Below are 17,037 nucleotides of genomic sequence, written 5' to 3'. Positions count from 1 at the left end.
GGTGTCGAGTCCGGCAGTGTGATCGGCCCGGCGTGGGACTCGCTCCTCGCGAAGCTGATCGTGACCGGCGCGACCCGCGAGCAGGCGCTCCAGCGCGCGGCGCGTGCGCTGGCGGAGTTCAAGGTCGAGGGCATGGCGACCGCGATTCCGTTCCACCAGGCGGTCGTGGTCGACCCGGCGTTCACCGCCGACCCCTTCCGGGTCCACACGCGGTGGATCGAGACGGAGTTCGTCAACGAGATCAAGCCCTTCGCTCCGGCCGGCGCGGACGCCGACGAGGACGAGGCCGGTCGCGAGACGATCGTGGTCGAGGTCGGCGGCAAGCGCCTGGAGGTCTCCCTCCCGTCGAGCCTGGGCATGACCCTGGCCCGCACGGGTCTGGCGGCGGGTGCGAAGCCGAAGCGCCGGGCGGCGAAGAAGTCCGGTCCGACCGCGTCGGGTGACACCCTCGCCTCGCCGATGCAGGGCACGATCGTGAAGGTCGCGGTCGAGGAGGGCCAGGAGGTCAAGGAAGGCGATCTGATCGTCGTCCTGGAGGCCATGAAGATGGAACAGCCCCTCAACGCCCACAAGTCCGGCACCGTGACCGGACTCAACGCCGAGGTCGGCGCGTCCGTCACCTCCGGCGCCGGCATCTGCGACATCAAGGCCTGACGGCCCGACAGCAGACGAGGCAAGCGCAGAGCGAAGGGCCCGCAGGCAGCCGCCTGGGGGCCCTTCGCCGTACCCGGCGGCGGCCGTGTCGGCGGAAGGGGTGGGGCGGCTCACTGCGTACGGGCTCGCGCCCGGAGTCGTACGGGATGTTGCTCGGGGTCGTACGGGATCGTGCCCGGCTTCAGCGGCGGCGGAGGTCCGCCACGCGGGCCGTGCGCTCCAGGGGTTCGGCGCCGAGGACGCCGGGACCGGGGCCCCGGAACTGACCCGTGGGCATCCTGCCGCCGCGCTGCACCGGCAGCGGCATCTCGCGGCGGCCCCGGACGCCCGGCGGCAGCTGCTCGGCGGCGGGGGCGGCGCTCTGGCCGGTGCCGGCCACGGCGATCTGCACGCCCTGGTCGGCGAGGGCCTGGAGTTCGGAGGCGGCGCGCTCGTCGTGCGGCGGCGGCTCGTCGGTGACCAGGCGGGTGATCACGTCCGTCGGCACCGTCTGGAACATGGTGTCGGTGCCGAGCTTGGTGTGGTCGGCGAGGACCACGACCTCGGCGGCCGCCTGCACCAGCGCCCGGTCCACGCTCGCGGAGAGCATGTTGGAGGTGGAGAGGCCGCGCTCGGCGGTGAGGCCGCTGCCGGAGAGGAAGGCACGGGAGACCCGCAGCCCCTGGAGGGACTGCTCGGCTCCGCTGCCCACCAGGGCGTAGTTGGAGCCGCGCAGGGTGCCGCCGGTCATGACGACCTCGACGCGGTTGGCGTGCGCCAGTGCCTGGGCGACGAGCAGCGAGTTGGTGACCACGGTCAGACCGGGGACCCGGGCGAGCCGGCGGGCCAGCTCCTGGGTGGTGGTCCCGGCGCCGACGACGATGGCCTCGCCCTCTTCGACCAGGCTCGCGGCGACGTCGGCGATGGCCGTCTTCTCCGCGGTCGCGAGATGGGATTTCTGCGGGAAGCCGGATTCTCGCGTGAATCCGCCCGGCAACACCGCACCGCCGTGCCGGCGGTCGAGGAGTCCTTCTGCCTCCAGGGCCCGTACGTCGCGGCGCACGGTCACTTCTGAGGTCTGGACGACGCGGGCGAGCTCGCGGAGCGACACGGCCCCATTGGCTCGCACCATTTCGAGGATCAACTGGCGACGTTCTGCAGCGAACACGAAACTGACAGTAACGTGCACTGCCGTTGGTTTTCAGCACTATGCGCCGGATTGCGGAATATACACACAGGCGGGGCCTCCAAGTGGTATGGAGAGCCCCGCCTTTGATCGATCTATGCCCCGTCTTGCCGGGGGTTGTCCGAGTCGGCGAACCGTTCCCGCAGGCGGGGAGCGTGATCGCCGCCGGGGCTACGCCTCGCCCGAGGTCTTTCGGGTGTGCAACTGCCGTGCCACTTCCGCGATCGAGCCCGACAGGGAGGGGTACACGGTGAAAGCATTTGCGATCTGTTCGACCGTCAGATTGTTGTCGACCGCGATCGAGATCGGGTGGATCAGCTCGCTCGCCCGGGGGGCGACGACACAGCCGCCGACCACGATGCCGGTGCCGGGGCGGCAGAAGAGCTTGACGAAGCCGTCCCGGATGCCCTGCATCTTGGCGCGCGGGTTGCGCAGCAGCGGCAGCTTGACGACCTTGGCGTCGATCTTGCCCGCGTCGACGTCGGCCTGGGTGTAGCCGACGGTGGCGATCTCGGGGTCCGTGAAGACGTTCGAGGAGACCGTCTTCAGGTTGAGCGGGGCCACCGCGTCGCCGAGGAAGTGGTACATCGCGATCCGGCCCTGCATGGCGGCGACCGAGGCGAGCGCGAAGACACCGGTGACGTCGCCCGCCGCGTACACGCCGGGGGCGGTGGTGCGGGAGACCTTGTCGGTCCAGATGTGCCCGGAGTCCTTGAGCTTGACCCCGGCCTCCTCCAGGCCCATGCCGGCGGAGTTCGGGATCGCGCCGACGGCCATCAGGCAGTGGGTGCCGGAGATGACCCGGCCGTCCGAGAGGGTGACCTCGACCCGGTCGCCGACCCGCTTGGCGGACTCGGCGCGGGAGCGGGCCATGACGTTCATGCCGCGCCGGCGGAAGACGTCCTCCAGGACCGCGGCCGCGTCCGGGTCCTCGCCCGGGAGCACCCGGTCGCGGGAGGAGACGAGGGTGACGCGGGAGCCGAGGGCCTGGTAGGCGCCGGCGAACTCGGCGCCGGTCACACCGGAACCGACCACGATGAGCTCCTCGGGGAGCTCCTTGAGGTCGTAGACCTGCGTCCAGTTCAGGATCCGCTCGCCGTCCGGCTTGGCGTCGGGCACCTCGCGCGGGTGACCGCCGGTGGCGATCAGCACCGCGTCGGCGGTCAGCGTCTCCTCGGTGCCGTCGGCGGCGGTGACGACCACCTGACGGGAGCCGTCCATGGCCTGCCGGCCGGAGAGCCGGCCGCGGCCTCGCAGCACCCGGGCGCCCGCCCGGGTGACGGAGGCGGTGATGTCGTGCGACTGGGCCAGCGCGAGGCGCTTCACCCGTCGGTTGACCTTGCCGAGGTCCACGCCGACGACGCGGGCGGCCTGCTCCACGTGCGGGGTGTCGTCCGCGACGATGATGCCCAGCTCCTCGTAGGAGGAGTCGAAGGTGGTCATCACCTCGGCGGTGGCGATCAGGGTCTTGGAGGGGACGCAGTCGGTCAGGACGGACGCGCCGCCGAGGCCGTCGCAGTCGACGACGGTCACCTCCGCGCCGAGTTGGGCGCCCACCAGGGCCGCCTCGTATCCGCCGGGTCCGCCGCCGATGATCACGATCCGGGTCACTGGGATCTACGCCTCGCGCTCTCGTTCTGCCGGGGGTGTGCGGCCCCCATGGGGTGCAGTGCGTACGCCATTGTCCCGCACGCTTCACGTGCGTACTCCATTGTCCCGTACGCCGCGCGGGCTCTCGCGCCGGGGCCGGAAAAAGCCGTCCGGGGCGCCGCGGGAGCACTCGGGCGGCCGCCACCTCGGGGTTCGTCGTCCACCCCCGTCCCTCCCGTACCCTCGGACCCATGTCGCTCTACGCCGCGTACGCCGGCAACCTCGATCCGCGGCTGATGAGCCGCCGCGCCCCGCACTCACCGCTGCGCGGCACCGGCTGGCTGAACGGCTGGCGGCTCACCTTCGGCGGGGAGCAGATGGGCTGGGAGGGGGCGCTGGCCACCCTCGTGGAGGCCCCCCGTCAGCAGGTCTTCGTGGCGCTGTACGACATCGCGCCGATGGACGAGGACTCGATGGACCGCTGGGAGGGCGTCGGCCTCGACATCTACCGGCGGATGCGGGTCCGGGTGCACACCCTCGACGGCGAGGAGCCGGCCTGGGTGTACGTGCTCAACGCCTACGAGGGCGGGCTGCCGTCCGCGCGCTACCTCGGCGAGGTCGCCGACGCCGCGGAGTCGGCGGGGGCACCGCACGACTACGTGATGGAGCTCCGCAAGCGCCCTTGCTGAGAGGCGGGCCGGCATGTTTTCGTCGGAAACGACAAGACAACGATCGCATGTCCGTCCGCGCCGTCATCTACGCGCGTAGGAATTCTCGGGCTAGGCTTCTTGGCGAATGAATTCCGTCCGGGGTGACCGCCCTCGGACCCCCTCCCCGAGGCGAGAGAGCCAGTGAACGCTACTGCCACCCCGTACGAGGCCGCCGAGGCCGCAGCCGCGCGACTGCGCGAGCTGACCGGAGTCGAGAACCACGACGTCGCCCTGGTCATGGGCTCCGGCTGGGCGCCGGCCGTGGACGCCCTCGGCGCCCCCGAGGCCGAGTTCCCCGTGACCGAGCTCCCGGGCTTCCCGCCGCCGGCCGTCGAGGGCCACGGCGGCAAGGTCCGCTCGTACAAGATCGGTGAGAAGCGCGCCCTGGTCTTCCTCGGCCGCACCCACTACTACGAGGGCCGCGGCGTCGCCTCCGTCGCCCACGGCGTCCGCACGGCCGTCGCCGCCGGCGTGAAGACCGTCGTGCTGACCAACGGCTGCGGCGGTCTGCGCGAGGGCATGCGCCCCGGCCAGCCGGTCCTCATCTCCGACCACATCAACCTCACGGCCGCGTCGCCGATCGTCGGCGCGAACTTCGTCGACCTGACGGACCTGTACTCGCCTCGGCTGCGGGCGCTGTGCAAGGAGGTCGACGAGACGCTGGAGGAGGGCGTCTACGTCCAGTTCCCCGGCCCCCACTACGAGACGCCCGCCGAGATCAACATGGTCCGTGTCATGGGCGGCGACCTCGTCGGCATGTCCACCGTCCTGGAGGCCATCGCCGCGCGCGAGGCCGGCGCGGAGGTCCTCGGCATCTCCCTGGTCACCAACCTCGCGGCGGGGCTCTCGGGCGAGCCGCTGAACCACGAGGAGGTCCTCCAGGCGGGGCGGGACTCGGCGGCCCGGATGGGCGAACTGCTGACGCGGGTCCTCGACCGGATCTGACGTACCGCCGCGGGGGTGACGCGGGTGGGTGCGGGGCCGCCGCGGGTGCGGGCACGGGGCCGCTGCGCGGGGCTCCTCCCCCACCCCGCCCCTTCCCGAAACCGGGGGGCGAGCCCCCCGGACCCCCGTACGGCCTGCGGCCGTGCCCTCGAACGCCGGACGGGCCGAGACGGGGGCGGAGCCCCCGGTTACGGGAAGGGGCGGGGTGGGGAAGGCTCCGCGCAGCGGCCCGCCCCGCGCCGCCCGCCCGTACCGGTCCCCGAACCCGCACCACCTCCCACCCCGCCCTACCCACCCACCCCCCGCTCTCCGAAAGGCGCAACCGTGACGCAGGACGAACTCCTCGCCCGGGCCCAGGCGTGGCTCGCCGAGGACCCCGATTCCGAGACCCGCGAGGAGCTCGGCGCGCTCCTCGACCGGGGGGACACCGACGAGCTGGCGGTCCGGTTCGCCGGGACGCTGCAGTTCGGCACCGCGGGGCTCCGCGGGGAGCTGGGCGCCGGGCCCATGCGGATGAACCGGGCCGTGGTGATCCGGGCCGCCGCCGGGCTCGCCGCGTACCTGCGGAAGAAGGGGCAGGCCGGCGGGCTCGTCGTCATCGGGTACGACGCCCGGTACAAGTCCGAGGACTTCGCCCGGGACACCGCCGCCGTGATGACCGGCGCCGGGCTGCGCGCCGCGCTGCTGCCGCGCCCGCTGCCGACGCCCGTCCTCGCGTTCGCCATAAGGCACCTGGGCGCCGTCGCCGGCGTCGAGGTGACCGCGAGCCACAACCCGCCGCGCGACAACGGCTACAAGGTGTACCTCGGCGACGGCTCGCAGATCGTGCCGCCGGCCGACGCCGAGATCGCGGCCGAGATCGACGCCGTACGGGCGCTGGCCGACGTGCCGCGTCCGGAGAACGGGTGGGAGGTGCTCGGGGAGGAGGTCCTGGAGGCCTATCTCGCGCGGACCGACGCCGTCCTGACGCCCGGGTCTCCGCGGAGCGCGCGGACCGTCTACACGGCGATGCACGGCGTCGGCAAGGACGTGCTCACCGCCGCCTTCGCCCGGCACGGCTTCCCGCCGCCGGCGCTCGTCGCCGCGCAGGCCGAGCCCGACCCGGCGTTCCCGACCGTGTCCTTCCCCAACCCGGAGGAGCCGGGGGCCATGGACCTGGCCTTCGAGGCGGCCCGGGCCGTGGACCCCGACATCGTCATCGCCAACGACCCGGACGCCGACCGCTGCGCCGTCGCCGTGCCGGACGCCTCCGTCGAGGGCGGCTGGCGGATGCTGCGCGGCGACGAGGTGGGCGCGCTGCTCGCCGCGCACCTCGTGCACAAGGGCGCGCGGGGCGTCTTCGCGGAGTCGATCGTCTCGTCCTCGCTGCTCGGGCGCATCGCCGAGGCGGCCGGGGTCGGGTACGAGGAGACCCTGACCGGCTTCAAGTGGATCGCCCGCGTCGACGGGCTGCGCTACGGCTACGAGGAGGCGCTCGGCTACTGCGTGGACCCGGAGGGCGTCCGCGACAAGGACGGCATCACCGCGGCGCTGCTCGTCGCCGAGCTGGCCTCCGAGCTGAAGGAACGGGACCGCACGCTGACCGACCTGCTCGACGACCTGGCGGTCGCGCACGGGCTGCACGCCACCGACCAGCTGTCGGTGCGCGTGGAGGACCTCGGCATCATCGCGAACGCGATGGCCGCCCTGCGCGAGACCCCGCCGGTGCGGCTCGCGGGGCTGACCGTCGTCTCGGCGGAGGACCTCACCAAGGGCACGGAGTCGCTGCCGCCCACGGACGGCCTGCGCTACCACCTGGAGGGCGACTACAAGGCCCGGGTGATCGTCCGCCCCTCGGGCACGGAGCCCAAGCTGAAGTGCTACCTGGAGGTCGTGGTCCCGGTCGCCGACGCGAGCGGTCTCGCGTCCGCCCGCGCCACCGGCGCCGAGGTGCTGGGCGCGCTGAAGAAGGACCTGGCGGCGGCCGCGGGGCTGTAGCCGGACGGCGGAGGGCCGGTACGGGTTTCCCGTACCGGCCCTCCGCCGTGTCGCCGCCCGCGTCAGCCGAAGCGGCCGTTGACGTAGTCCGCGGTGCGCGGGTCGGCCGGGGCGTCGAACATCGTCTCCGTGGGGCCGTGCTCGACGATGACGCCGGGGGTGCCCTGCTCCGCGAGGAAGAAGGCGCAGGAGTCGGAGACCCGGGCGGCCTGCTGCATGTTGTGGGTGACGATCACGATCGTCACCTCGGACTTGAGCTCGGCGATGGTCTCCTCGACCCGCCGGGTGGAGGTCGGGTCGAGGGCCGAGCAGGGCTCGTCCATGAGGAGCACCCGGGGGCGGACGGCGAGCGCGCGGGCGATGCAGAGGCGCTGCTGCTGGCCGCCGGAGAGGGCCCCGCCGGGCTGCCGGAGCCGGTCCCTGACCTCGTTCCAGAGGCCGGCCCGGGTCAGGCACTCCTCCACGAGCGCGTCCTTCTCGTCGCGGCCCGCGCGGACGCCGCCGAGCTTGAGGCCGGCGAGGACGTTCTCGTACAGGGACATCGCGGGGAACGGGTTGGGCTTCTGGAAGACCATGCCGATCTCGCGGCGGGCGTGGGTGATGCGGCGGCCCCGGTCGTAGATGTCGGCGCCGTCGAGGAGGACCCGGCCCGACAGGGCGGCGGAGCCGATGAGTTCGTGCATCCGGTTGAGGATGCGCAGGAAGGTGGACTTGCCGCAGCCGGAGGGGCCGATGAGGGCGGTCACCTCGCGGGCGGGCATGGCGAGCGAGACCCGGTCGAGGACCTTGCGGTCGCCGAACCAGGCGGAGACGGCCGCGGCTTCGAGCGCGCCCGCCCGGGTCGGCGGGACGGATCCGGCGGACGGCGGGACGACGGTGTCGGCGAAGTCGGTCACATCGGTCACATCGGTCACTGTTTCATCAACTCCGCGGTGTTCAGAGGAGGTTGGGGAGGAGGCGGGTCAGCTCGCCGGAGACCAGGACGCCGAGTGCGATGAGCACCGGGGTGGCGGCGGTCCAGGCCTGGCGGGAGCCCCAGCGGCGGCGGGCGGCGACGGTGAGGACGGCGGCGAGGAACAGGGCCTGGGCGCCGAGGAAGATCTTCGGCCAGGCGGCCGGGTCGCCGGCGAGCGACTTCTCGGCGTCGGTGATCCAGCCGGGCCGCAGCGGGCGCGGCGGGCTGGGCTGGACGTCGGAGACCAGCTTCGCGTCGACGAAGAGGTGGTTCTCCGGGGTGTACGCGGCTCCGTCGGCGGTCACCAGGGTGAGCCGGCCCTCCCCGGCACCGGGCGCGGGACGGGTCGGGTCGCCGGGCCGCCGCACGCCCACCACCTCGTACACGGCCTCGCCCTGGCCGGTGGTCACCTCGACCCGGGCGCCGGACGGCAGCCGGTGCAGGTCGTTGAAGGGGCTGCCGTAGCCCCACTGGCGGCCCATGAGGACCGCCGTCCCGGCCTGGCCGGGCAGCGGGGTGTCGCGGCGGTGTCCCGGTCCCGACATGAGGACCTCCGAGGTGGTGCCCTCGGCGACGACCTCGCGCAGCCCGAGGACCGGGATGCGGAGCAGGGCCACGGGGTCGCCGGGGGCGACCGGCTTGCCGTCGTAGGTCGTCTGCCCCACCGGGGCGGTGCCGAGGGCGAGTTGCTCGCGGAGTTCGTCGTACGCGGTGGCCTGGTCGCGGGCGTGCTGGAGGTGGCCGACGACGGTGAGGTTGGCGGCGAAGCCGATGAGCAGCGCGGCGAGCACGCACAGCGCCGCCCCGGCCAGGGCGAGCCCGGCACGGGGGGCGGCGGGAGCCGGTGCGGTGGTCACGGCCGGGCGACCGCCGTGCGGCGGCGGACCGTGATGACGGCGGCGGCGCCGAGCAGGCAGAGCGAGAGCGCCCCGAACGCGGCGGAGGTGGCGGAGGCGGCGCCGGTGGCGGCGAGGGTGCCGCCGGAACCGCCCTGCGGGGAGGCGCCGGTGGAGCCGGAGCCGGTCGACCCGCTGTCACCGGCGCCGGAGGAGCCGGACAGGTCGCCGGTGGTGCCGGTGGTGCCGCCGGACGCGGAGCCGGAGCCGGAATCGGACCCTGACTCCGTGGGCGTGGGGGTGGCACCGGTGCCGGGCGTGTCCGTGGGGGTGGGCTCGTCGGTCGGCCCGTCGGTGGGCCCGTCCGTCGGCTCGTCGGTCGGTCCGTCCGTCGGCGTGCCGGTGGGGGTCGGCGTGCCGGTGGGCGTCGGGGTCCCGGTGGGGGTCGGGGTGTCCGTGGGGCTCGGGGTGACGGCGGGGCCCGCCATGAACGTCTCCAGGACCTGGCTGGGCGTGTAAGCGGCCGGGTCGGCGGGGGTGTACCGCGCGAGGACGGGGAAGGAGGCGTTGACCGTGTCGTGCATGGTGGCGGTGACCTCCGCCTTGCCGTCCACGAGGTCCTCGGTGCCGAGCTCCTTGATCTCGCCGGTCGCCTCGTCGAGGGTGAGGAAGGTGACGGTGCCCGCCGCGGCGGCCGGTTCGATCTCGGCCCGGATCGGGAAGGCGCGGCTCACGGGCGGGGTGGCGCTGTCGGAGCCGACCTTCAGGTTGGTCGCCTGCTGGCCGATGGAGGACCAGTTCTCCCCCGTGACCTCGATCATCCGGGAGAAGTACGCGGCCCGCGCCTCGGAGTCCGCCGTCTCGCAGGAGAGCCGCAGCTCGTACCGGCCGTCCAGGGGCCCGGAGGGCACGAGCTCGCGCAGCCGGTCCTGGAGGGTGGCGTGGCCGGCGCCGGAGCCGGTGAGCGGGCCGGATATCGGGGTGGTGCCGAGCGGCCCGCCGGGGGCGACCTCGGCGATCGGCGCGGTGAGCGTCGGGTCGCCGGGATCGACCAGGGCCAGGACGCCCTTCACGTACGGCTTGTCGGCCTCGGCGGGCGTGGGGCAGGGCCCGTCGGCGGTGACGGAGGTCAGGCCGGCCGCGAGGGTGCCGGTGGCGGGGTCCGCCGTGAAGCCGCCGTGCCGGGTGACGGCGGAGGCGGGCGTGGACAGGCCCAGGACGAGGGCGAGGGCCCCGCAGAGGAGGGCGAGGGCCGTGAGCAGTGCCACGGGTGATCTGAGGGGCGTGACCTGGTGCATGGGACGGATGTCCTCCGGGGCGGATGGTGGCCGGCGACGCGGACGCGGCACGGGAGGTCGCGGGCGGTGGGCGGGGGTACGCCGTGGGGCCGGGCACCCTGGGGTGCCCGGCCGGCGCGCGGTCAGGGGAGCGTGGTGGTCAGCGCTCGCCCTTGAGGGTCGTGGTGCCGCAGTTGGCGCCGAGGGTGCCGAAGCCGTAGTTGGCGATCGTCGTGCCGGCGGCGCAGACCTTGGAGGTCGAGCCGACGAAGGTGGAGGCGATCGTGGCGTTCGTCAGCTTCGCGGTCGGGACGACGTTGTAGACGTCACGCGTGAAGGGGAAGGAGAGGTTGAGCGTCTTGTCGGCGTTGCGCGGGGCGATGGTGGCGACGGAACCGAGCACGGCGGCGCCGCGGCGGTCGGCGACGACGGCCTTCTCCTGCGCCGTGTACGGGGCGACCGAGTACGGGGCGATGTCGCCGGCGGTGTCGAGGACGGTGCCGTCGTTCTCCTGGACGCCCTGGGTGACGCAGGCGCCCGGGGTGGTCACGCCGATGGAGGAGAGGAAGAACTGGCGGGTGCCGGAGTTGGCCTGCGGCAGGATCGGGGTGAGGGCCACACCGTTGAGGGAGGTGGTGGTGCACTCGTAGATCGCCTTGAGCTGCGCGGCCGTCAGGTCGGACGGCAGGGCGCTGTCGGAGCGCTTGGCCCAGGACACCGCGTCCTTGGCGAAGGGGATCCAGGTGAGGTCCGTGGTGCTGCTGTCGGCCGGGCCGCGCGAGGAGCGGGCGAAGTCGAGGCAGCCGGAGTTGGTGTCCACGGCGTTGCGGAGCGCGTCGATGCCGGCCGAGGAGCCGTTCGGGCGGTTGATCACGCAGCCGGTGGCCTTGGTCTTGATGGTGGCCGTGCCCGTGGCGTTCCAGGAGGCGATGATCTTCTGGCCGAAGGCGTTGACGACGACGTCGCCGAGGCCGTTCATGACGTCCTGGGTCGTGTCCGAGCCGGCACCGGCCAGGGTGCGGTACTGGGTGACCGGGTTGGGGTCGGCCTGGGCCGCCGGGGCGAAGGCGGCACCGAGACCGAGGGCGGCCACACCGAGGGCGGCACCGAGACGAGCGCGGGACTTGACGTTCACTTCTGATCTCCTCCGTGAAAACGGATGTCATGGAATGGACGCACAAGCAGAATCCGGATTCTCAATTCCCGGCCGGTCCGTCGACCGGCCGGGAACAACAATTCCGCACGGGCGGATCCGGGAACCACCACGTTCAGTCGCTCTTTAGGTGACGAATTCCTGTCCTAGGTGAATCCGAGGGCGTCGGGCGGCGGCCGGTGAATCCCAGGAGTGCGGGTCCGGCGAGGCCGGCCGCGCCGCCGACGAGGAGGACCGCCAGAAGGACCCAGCGGACGGCGCCGAGGAGCTGGGACGGGGTGCTGCCGGTGCCGGCGAGCTTCTCCGGCGGGGCTCCCCCGGAGCCGTTCCCGGCCCCGCCGGACGCCGGCGGCGCCGAGGACGGCGGGGCGGAGGCGTCCGTACCCGCCGTCGCGTCCCCGGCCGTACCGCCGCTCGCGCCGCCGCCCGGTCCGGTGCCGTCGCCCGGGCCCGGGGAGCCCGCGGCCCCGCCCGGTCCGGACGCGGAGCCCGTCCCCCCGCCGGACGAGGTGCCGGAGCCGGTGCCCGTCCCGCCGTCGGAGCCGGAACCCGAGGCGGAGCCGGCGGACGTGCCTCCGGCCGTGTCGCCGGGTCCGGCCGGCGCCCCGCGCTCCAGGCGGTCGGCGGCCGCGACGGCCTGGAGCCTCAGCTTCCGGGGCAGCGGGGCGTAGCCGGGCGGCAGCTGGCCGGGGGCGGTGCCCTGGCGCTGTCCGGCGTCGGCCGCGTACCGGATGACCCGGGCGTAGTCCTTGCGGGCGTCGGCGGGGAGGCTGGTGGAGGCGGCGGCGTAGCCGACCACGGTCAGCGGGTAGGCGCCCTTCCCGGCCCGCGCCGGGTCGGGGGCGAGGACGCCGCCGACGGAGGAGTCCTCGAACTGCTCGACGGCCTGGATCATGGAGCCGGTGGCGGGCAGGACGAAGGCGCCGTCGGCGTTGGCCAGGGCGGCGGTCTGCAGCTGGTAGCGGGAGGCGGAGGCGCTGTCGGTGATGCCGTAGGCGCGCCGGGAGCCGACCAGGACGTCGGCGGAGACGAGGCGCAGGGCGTTGCTGACCGAGTCGCGGGAGACGTTGTCCTTGGCCCCGTTGGTGCCGCGCCGGATCCAGCGCGCGGCGTCGTGCATGTCGTTCGCGTACGGGGAGCGCTCGACGATGCCGTAGCTGATGGCCTCCTCGCCCTCCACGAGCCGGAGCTCGGTGAGGGTGGGGTCCGCCTTGGGGAACTCGTCGCTGCTGCGGGAGGCGAGCCCCAGCTCCTTGAAGTAGGGGTTGATCCTCATGCCCCAGGGATCCGGCTTTCCTTCGAGGAAGGCACGTGCGTCGGCATTGCTCCGCAGATAATCCCAGACGACCTTCGTGGTGTCCGAGCGTTCGACGGAAAGGAGGATTCCGCCGGGGTAGACCTGCGGCGGCTGCGGGACCTCCTCGAATTTCGGATTGAGCTTGAGGAATTCCGGGTCCCTGACGATGGACTGCGGATTGTCCTTCAGGTGCTCCGGTGCGGGCGCCTTGTCGGTGAGCATCCGGACGTCGTACGGGTACGAGGCGGTGAGCAGCTTCGCGAGGAGGCGCTGGTTCAGCCGGATCTCCTTGACGAGCCCCATCGCGTTGGCCTCCCAGTAGAAGCCGACGGTGAGCGCGTTGACGGCCACGGGGGCGTGGACGAAGCCCGATTTCTCCCCGTCCGCGACCGGTTCGACGGTGAAGGCGAGCCCCGGGGAGGTGGACGTCGGGGCGAGCAGGCTGCTGCGGGCCAGTTCCTCGCCCCGCTGGGAGAAGGTGAAGCGGCTCGTGCCGGTGGCGCACAGGGACGCCTGCCAGGAGGTGACGGCGTCGGTGACCAGCTCGGAGCCGGTCATCCGGCGTTCGGCCTTGTCGGCCGGGCAGGCGTCGCCGACGGGCAGGAAGTCGAGCGGGAAGACGATCCGCTGGTCCCAGTTGGCGGTGGAGAGCGGTGAGGTGACCGGGAAGCCCCGGGTCCCGTTCGGGTCGTGGGAACCGCGCGGCACCACGACGAGCCAGCACTTCCGGCCGCGCGGCTCGGCGCCCGTGCCGAGCGGGTCGCCGCAGCCGAGGTGCGGGGCCTCCCGGGTGGACTGGAGGTTGAAGCCCGCCTCGCCGGTGCCGTCGGGCTGGGTGACGGCGAAGAACTCCTCGTTGGTGTCGCTGGGGCTGTAGTAGGTCCAGTCGGTGATCTTCGTCGTCGGCGGGCCCGAGACGGGCGTGAAGGGGACGAACGGGTCCGCCATCTGCCCGGGGTACTCGGGGCTCGGGACGAGTTCGTCGTACTCCGTCTCCCGGGGGTCGCTGCCGACCGGGATCAGCCGCTGCGCGACGAAGCTGCCGAAGCCGCCGTTGCCGGTGGCGCCGGCCCCGAACTGGCACTGCTCGCGCCGGGGTCCGGCCGGGTCGTCGCCCCAGCACTGCATGAGCTGGAGGTAGTCGGTCCGGTTGGAGTTCGTCGGCTTCCCGCCCTTCCAGCTGACCCGCACTCCCTGCCCGCGCAGGTTCCTGGTCTGGTGGACGGTCACCTCCAGGGCGGAGAAGTCGTCGTACGGGCCCGCCGTGCCGCGCTTCGTCATCGCCGAGCTCTCCGGCTCGGCGGCGACCGCGGCGGTGTCCCGGGGCAGCGGGAGGAGGGCGAGGACGACGGCGGCGAGGAGGGCTCCGAGGCCGCCGGCGCGGGCGCGGTTCCGCCTCATCGGAGGCCTCCCCGGCGGTCGGCGCGGTGGGTCATGAGCCGGCCGACGAGCGGCGGGGCGATGACCGTGGCGAGGAGCAGGAAGGCCGAGAGGACCATCAGGAGGCCCCGCAGGCCGGCGCCCGAGTCGGCGGCGAGGGTGACGGGGGTGCCGACGACGGTGGTCCCGCCGCCGAGGCCGCCCGCGTCGGTGCCGGCGCCGCCCGCGCCGCCGTCGGCGATGATCTCGCCGGTGTCGGGGTCGACGGCGGCGCCGCCGGTGCCCGTGGCGCCGGTGCCGGAACCGGCCCCGGAGCCGGAGCCGGAGGCCGCACCCGCGCCGGCCGTGGACCCGCCGGTGCCCGAGGTGCCGGTCGCGCCGGTGGACCCCGTACCCGTGCCCGTGCCGCCGCCGTTCGCGCCGCCGCCCGGACCCGAGCCCGTACCGCCGACCGAACCGCCGCCGGAGCCGGAGCCGTTGGCGCCGCCCGAGGCGGAACCGCCGGTGGCCGAACCGCCGGTGGCGCCGCCGGACGACGATCCGCCGGAGGAGGAGCCGCCGCCGACGTGGGTCGGGACGCCCCGGGCCCCGCCGGTGCCGTCCGCGCACTGCTGCGCGCCCTGCTTGTCGCAGGCCTTCGGCCTGGGGGCGTTCTTGGCCAGGGTGTTGGAGCCGTCGGCGGAGAAGGTGGGGTTGCGGCAGGTGGAGAGGTCCACGGCGCCGGTCGGGGCGCCGGGGATGCGGCGGACCTGGTCGAAGCCGGCCTGGACGAGGTTCTTCGGGAGCGGCGAGTAGCCCAGCTCCTCGGCCTGCTGCTGGCCCTCGCAGAGGAAGTAGCGGGCGAAGGTGCCGAGCGAGCGGCCCTTGTCGGCGGTGTGCGGGGCGGTCTGCGAGGTGGGCACGACCATGTAGCTGTAACTGGACAGCGGATAGGCGCGGTTGTCGCCGGAGCGGTACACGCCGTCGAGGATCTGGGTGAGGTGGTCCGGGGAGGAGCGGTCGGTGTTGATGCGGGCCTGGAGGAGGGCGACGGCGACGGCCTGGGCGGTCGGCTCGACGTAGTGGCCGGAGCGGTTGAGGACCTTGGCGACCGGGAAGTGCGCGTTGACGGCGTACGAGTACTCGACGTAGGTGATCGCGCCCTCGCCCTGCGGCTGGCGGACGTGCGCGGAGACGCCGAGGGAGCCGGACTTGGCGACCGTCGTCGTGCCGGGCACGACGGGGAAGTAGGAGGTCATCCCGCAGGGGGTGGAGCGGCCGGCGCGGCGGCAGTGGTCGTTCCAGACCGAGCCGTGCTCCTTGGCCAGCCAGGTCGTGAACTGGGCGGTGGTGCCCGAGCCGTCGGAGCGGACGACCGGCACGATCCGGCGGGCGGGGAGGACCAGGCCGGGGTTGTCGGCCTTGATCTCCGGGGCGTTCCACATGGTCAGCTGCCCGGTGAAGATCTTCGCGAGGACGGGGCCGGAGAGGCGCAGGTTGGTGACCTGGCGGCCGCCGATGCGGAGGTTGTACATGAAGGCGGTGCCGCCGGCGACGATCGGCATGTAGGCGTAGCCGCGGCTCGGCGGGACGTCGGTGGCGCCGCCGTCGGTGAGCCCGTAGGGGATCTCGGAGACGGCGAAGTCGACGGTGCCGTTCTTGAACTGCTCGCGGCCCTGGGAGGAGCCGTTGGCGTTGAAGTTGACGGTGAGTCCGGCGTTGGCGCCGATGTTGCGGCGCCACTGCTCGACGGCGTTGGAGCTCCAGGTGGAGCCGGATCCGGTGATCTTGGTGTAGCCGGCGGCCTGGGCGGCGGGCGGGCCCGCGAGGAGGGCGAGCAGCGCGCAGAGCACGGTGCCCAGGCCCAGGAGGGTGCGGGTGAGCGGGACGGGCGATCTCACGACGTGCTCCTCGGAGGTACGGGCGGGGAAGGTGCGAGGGGGGCGCGGGCGAACCGGGCCGCGTCCTGGCGGGAGGCCGCCGCCCGCCGCCGCTCCTGGCGTTTCGTCAGCTGCCCGGGTCCGCGCCCGCCGGCGATCCGGGCGAGCACGAAGAGCAGCAGGACGAGGAGCATCAGCACGGCGGCGGTGCCGAAGCCGCGGGCGATCATGTTCGGTTCGGGCGACTTGACCAGTTCGAAGGTGGCGAGCGGCAGGGAGACCTGGGCGCCGGAGGTCGGCAGCGCGTTGAGCTCGGCGGTGAAGCCGGCCGTGAGCAGCACCGGGGAGGTCTCGCCCACCCCGCGCGCGGTGCCGAGGATGACGGCGGTGGTGAGCCCGGAACGGGCGGTGGGGAGCACGACGTGCCGGACGGTGCGCCAGCGGGAGGCGCCCATGGCGTACGAGGCCTCGCGCAGCGTGCCGGGGACGAGCCGGATGACGACGTCGGAGGCGCGGATGACGATCGGCAGCATCATCACGGCGAGGGCGAGGGCGGCGGCGAACCCGGAGCGCTCCATGCCGAGCGCCAGGATGACGGTCGCGTAGACGAAGAGTCCCGCGACGATCGACGGCAGGGCGGTCATCGCCTCGACGATCGTGCGGACCAGCCGGGCGAACGCGCCGGGGACCTCGTTGAGGAAGACGGCGCAGACGATGCCGGCGGGGACGGTGAGGACGAGCGCGATGCCGACCTGTTCGAGGGTGCCGACGACGGCGTGCAGGACGCCGCCGACGTCGAGGGGTTCGAGCGGCCCGGCGAGGCTCATGTCCTCGGTGAAGAAGTTGAGGTGGGCGAGGGCCTCGCGGCCCTCCCAGAGGGTGAAGGCGACGACGAAGACGAGGACGGCGAGGAGGACGAGCCCGAGGGTGCGGACGACCACGCCGGCGACCCGGTCGCGGACGGTGGGCCCGTCCTCGTCGAAGGAGACGAGCAGGGCGTAGAGGCCGAGGAAGAGGGCGTACGCGACGAGGACGAAGCCGACGGTGCCGCTGAAGGGCAGCAGCCGGGCGAAGAGCAGCCAGGCGAGGGCGAGCGCGGCGGCGCCCGCGCCGAGGACGGCGTACACGTCGGTGGCGCGCGTGCCGCCCGTGGCGCGGCGCCGTTCGGATCCCGGCGGCGGGTCCTCCTTGGCGGCCGGCCGCACGGTCGGCCGCTCCGGGGCGATGGTCATGGGGTTC

At 73.7% G+C, this 17,037-nt stretch carries 13 protein-coding genes; 4 read left to right on the top strand and 9 right to left on the bottom strand.

Annotation, left to right across the window (positions count from 1 at the left end; translation table 11 throughout):
• A partial coding sequence (locus tag ABZ621_RS07280) for a biotin/lipoyl-containing protein (protein WP_360601583.1) occupies positions 1-654 on the top strand: 654 nt, incomplete at its 5' end.
• Between the two features lie 181 nt (positions 655-835).
• Here the strand turns inward: ABZ621_RS07280 and ABZ621_RS07275 are convergent.
• Together ABZ621_RS07275 and ABZ621_RS07270 are read right to left on the bottom strand one after the other, a co-directional pair.
• Positions 836-1,801: a DeoR/GlpR family DNA-binding transcription regulator gene (locus ABZ621_RS07275; RefSeq protein ID WP_360601581.1), complete on the bottom strand. Its 966-nt coding sequence runs from the start codon at positions 1,799-1,801 to the stop codon at positions 836-838.
• 189 nt (positions 1,802-1,990) lie between these two features.
• Positions 1,991-3,430, bottom strand: coding sequence for an NAD(P)H-quinone dehydrogenase (locus tag ABZ621_RS07270; protein WP_360601579.1), 1,440 nt, complete (start codon positions 3,428-3,430; stop codon positions 1,991-1,993).
• Positions 3,431-3,660: 230 nt separating this feature from the next.
• Between ABZ621_RS07270 and ABZ621_RS07265 the strand changes: the two genes are divergently transcribed.
• The 3 genes from ABZ621_RS07265 (at position 3,661) to ABZ621_RS07255 (ending at position 7,041) form a co-directional block, all read left to right on the top strand.
• Complete coding sequence (locus ABZ621_RS07265) at positions 3,661-4,098, top strand: gamma-glutamylcyclotransferase (RefSeq protein WP_169088906.1); 438 nt, start codon at positions 3,661-3,663, stop codon at positions 4,096-4,098.
• Between the two features lie 162 nt (positions 4,099-4,260).
• Positions 4,261-5,064 carry a purine-nucleoside phosphorylase gene (locus ABZ621_RS07260; protein ID WP_360601576.1) on the top strand — a complete coding sequence of 268 codons (804 nt, stop codon included), beginning with the start codon at positions 4,261-4,263 and terminating at the stop codon, positions 5,062-5,064.
• Between the two features lie 324 nt (positions 5,065-5,388).
• The gene (locus ABZ621_RS07255; RefSeq protein ID WP_360601574.1) at positions 5,389-7,041 is read left to right on the top strand and encodes a phospho-sugar mutase; all 1,653 of its coding nucleotides are present in this window, start codon (positions 5,389-5,391) and stop codon (positions 7,039-7,041) included.
• Positions 7,042-7,103: 62 nt separating this feature from the next.
• Here the strand turns inward: ABZ621_RS07255 and ABZ621_RS07250 are convergent, their stop codons facing one another.
• From ABZ621_RS07250 to pstA, 7 genes are all read right to left on the bottom strand, one after another.
• Positions 7,104-7,946: a phosphate ABC transporter ATP-binding protein gene (locus ABZ621_RS07250; protein WP_360601572.1), complete on the bottom strand. Its 843-nt coding sequence runs from the start codon at positions 7,944-7,946 to the stop codon at positions 7,104-7,106.
• Between the two features lie 31 nt (positions 7,947-7,977).
• Positions 7,978-8,853 carry a class E sortase gene (locus ABZ621_RS07245; protein WP_360601570.1) on the bottom strand — a complete coding sequence of 292 codons (876 nt, stop codon included), beginning with the start codon at positions 8,851-8,853 and terminating at the stop codon, positions 7,978-7,980.
• The gene (locus ABZ621_RS07240) at positions 8,850-10,130 is read right to left on the bottom strand and encodes a hypothetical protein (protein ID WP_360601568.1); all 1,281 of its coding nucleotides are present in this window, start codon (positions 10,128-10,130) and stop codon (positions 8,850-8,852) included. Before ABZ621_RS07240 ends, ABZ621_RS07245 begins: the two co-directional genes overlap by 4 nt.
• A 139-nt stretch (positions 10,131-10,269) precedes the next feature.
• Positions 10,270-11,244 (bottom strand): substrate-binding domain-containing protein, encoded by a 975-nt coding sequence (locus ABZ621_RS07235; protein WP_360601566.1) that lies wholly within the window; start codon positions 11,242-11,244, stop codon positions 10,270-10,272.
• 133 nt (positions 11,245-11,377) lie between these two features.
• Positions 11,378-13,960, bottom strand: a complete 2,583-nt coding sequence (locus tag ABZ621_RS07230; RefSeq protein ID WP_360601564.1) for a hypothetical protein — start codon at positions 13,958-13,960, stop codon at positions 11,378-11,380.
• Entirely contained in the window at positions 13,957-15,819 is a 1,863-nt protein-coding gene (pstS, locus tag ABZ621_RS07225; protein ID WP_360601562.1) for a phosphate ABC transporter substrate-binding protein PstS, read from the bottom strand. Before pstS ends, ABZ621_RS07230 begins: the two co-directional genes overlap by 4 nt.
• On the bottom strand, positions 15,816-17,030 hold the full coding sequence (gene pstA, locus ABZ621_RS07220) for a phosphate ABC transporter permease PstA (RefSeq protein WP_360601560.1): 1,215 nt from the start codon (positions 17,028-17,030) through the stop codon (positions 15,816-15,818). The genes pstS and pstA overlap by 4 nt, the downstream gene beginning before the upstream one ends.
• Positions 17,031-17,037: the final 7 nt, after the last annotated feature.

Source organism: Streptomyces sp. NPDC007863 (assembly GCF_040633895.1).
Taxonomy (GTDB): domain Bacteria; phylum Actinomycetota; class Actinomycetes; order Streptomycetales; family Streptomycetaceae; genus Streptomyces.
The sequence above is the reverse complement of the archived record's forward strand: the minus strand, read 5'-3'. Positions and strand labels throughout refer to the sequence as shown.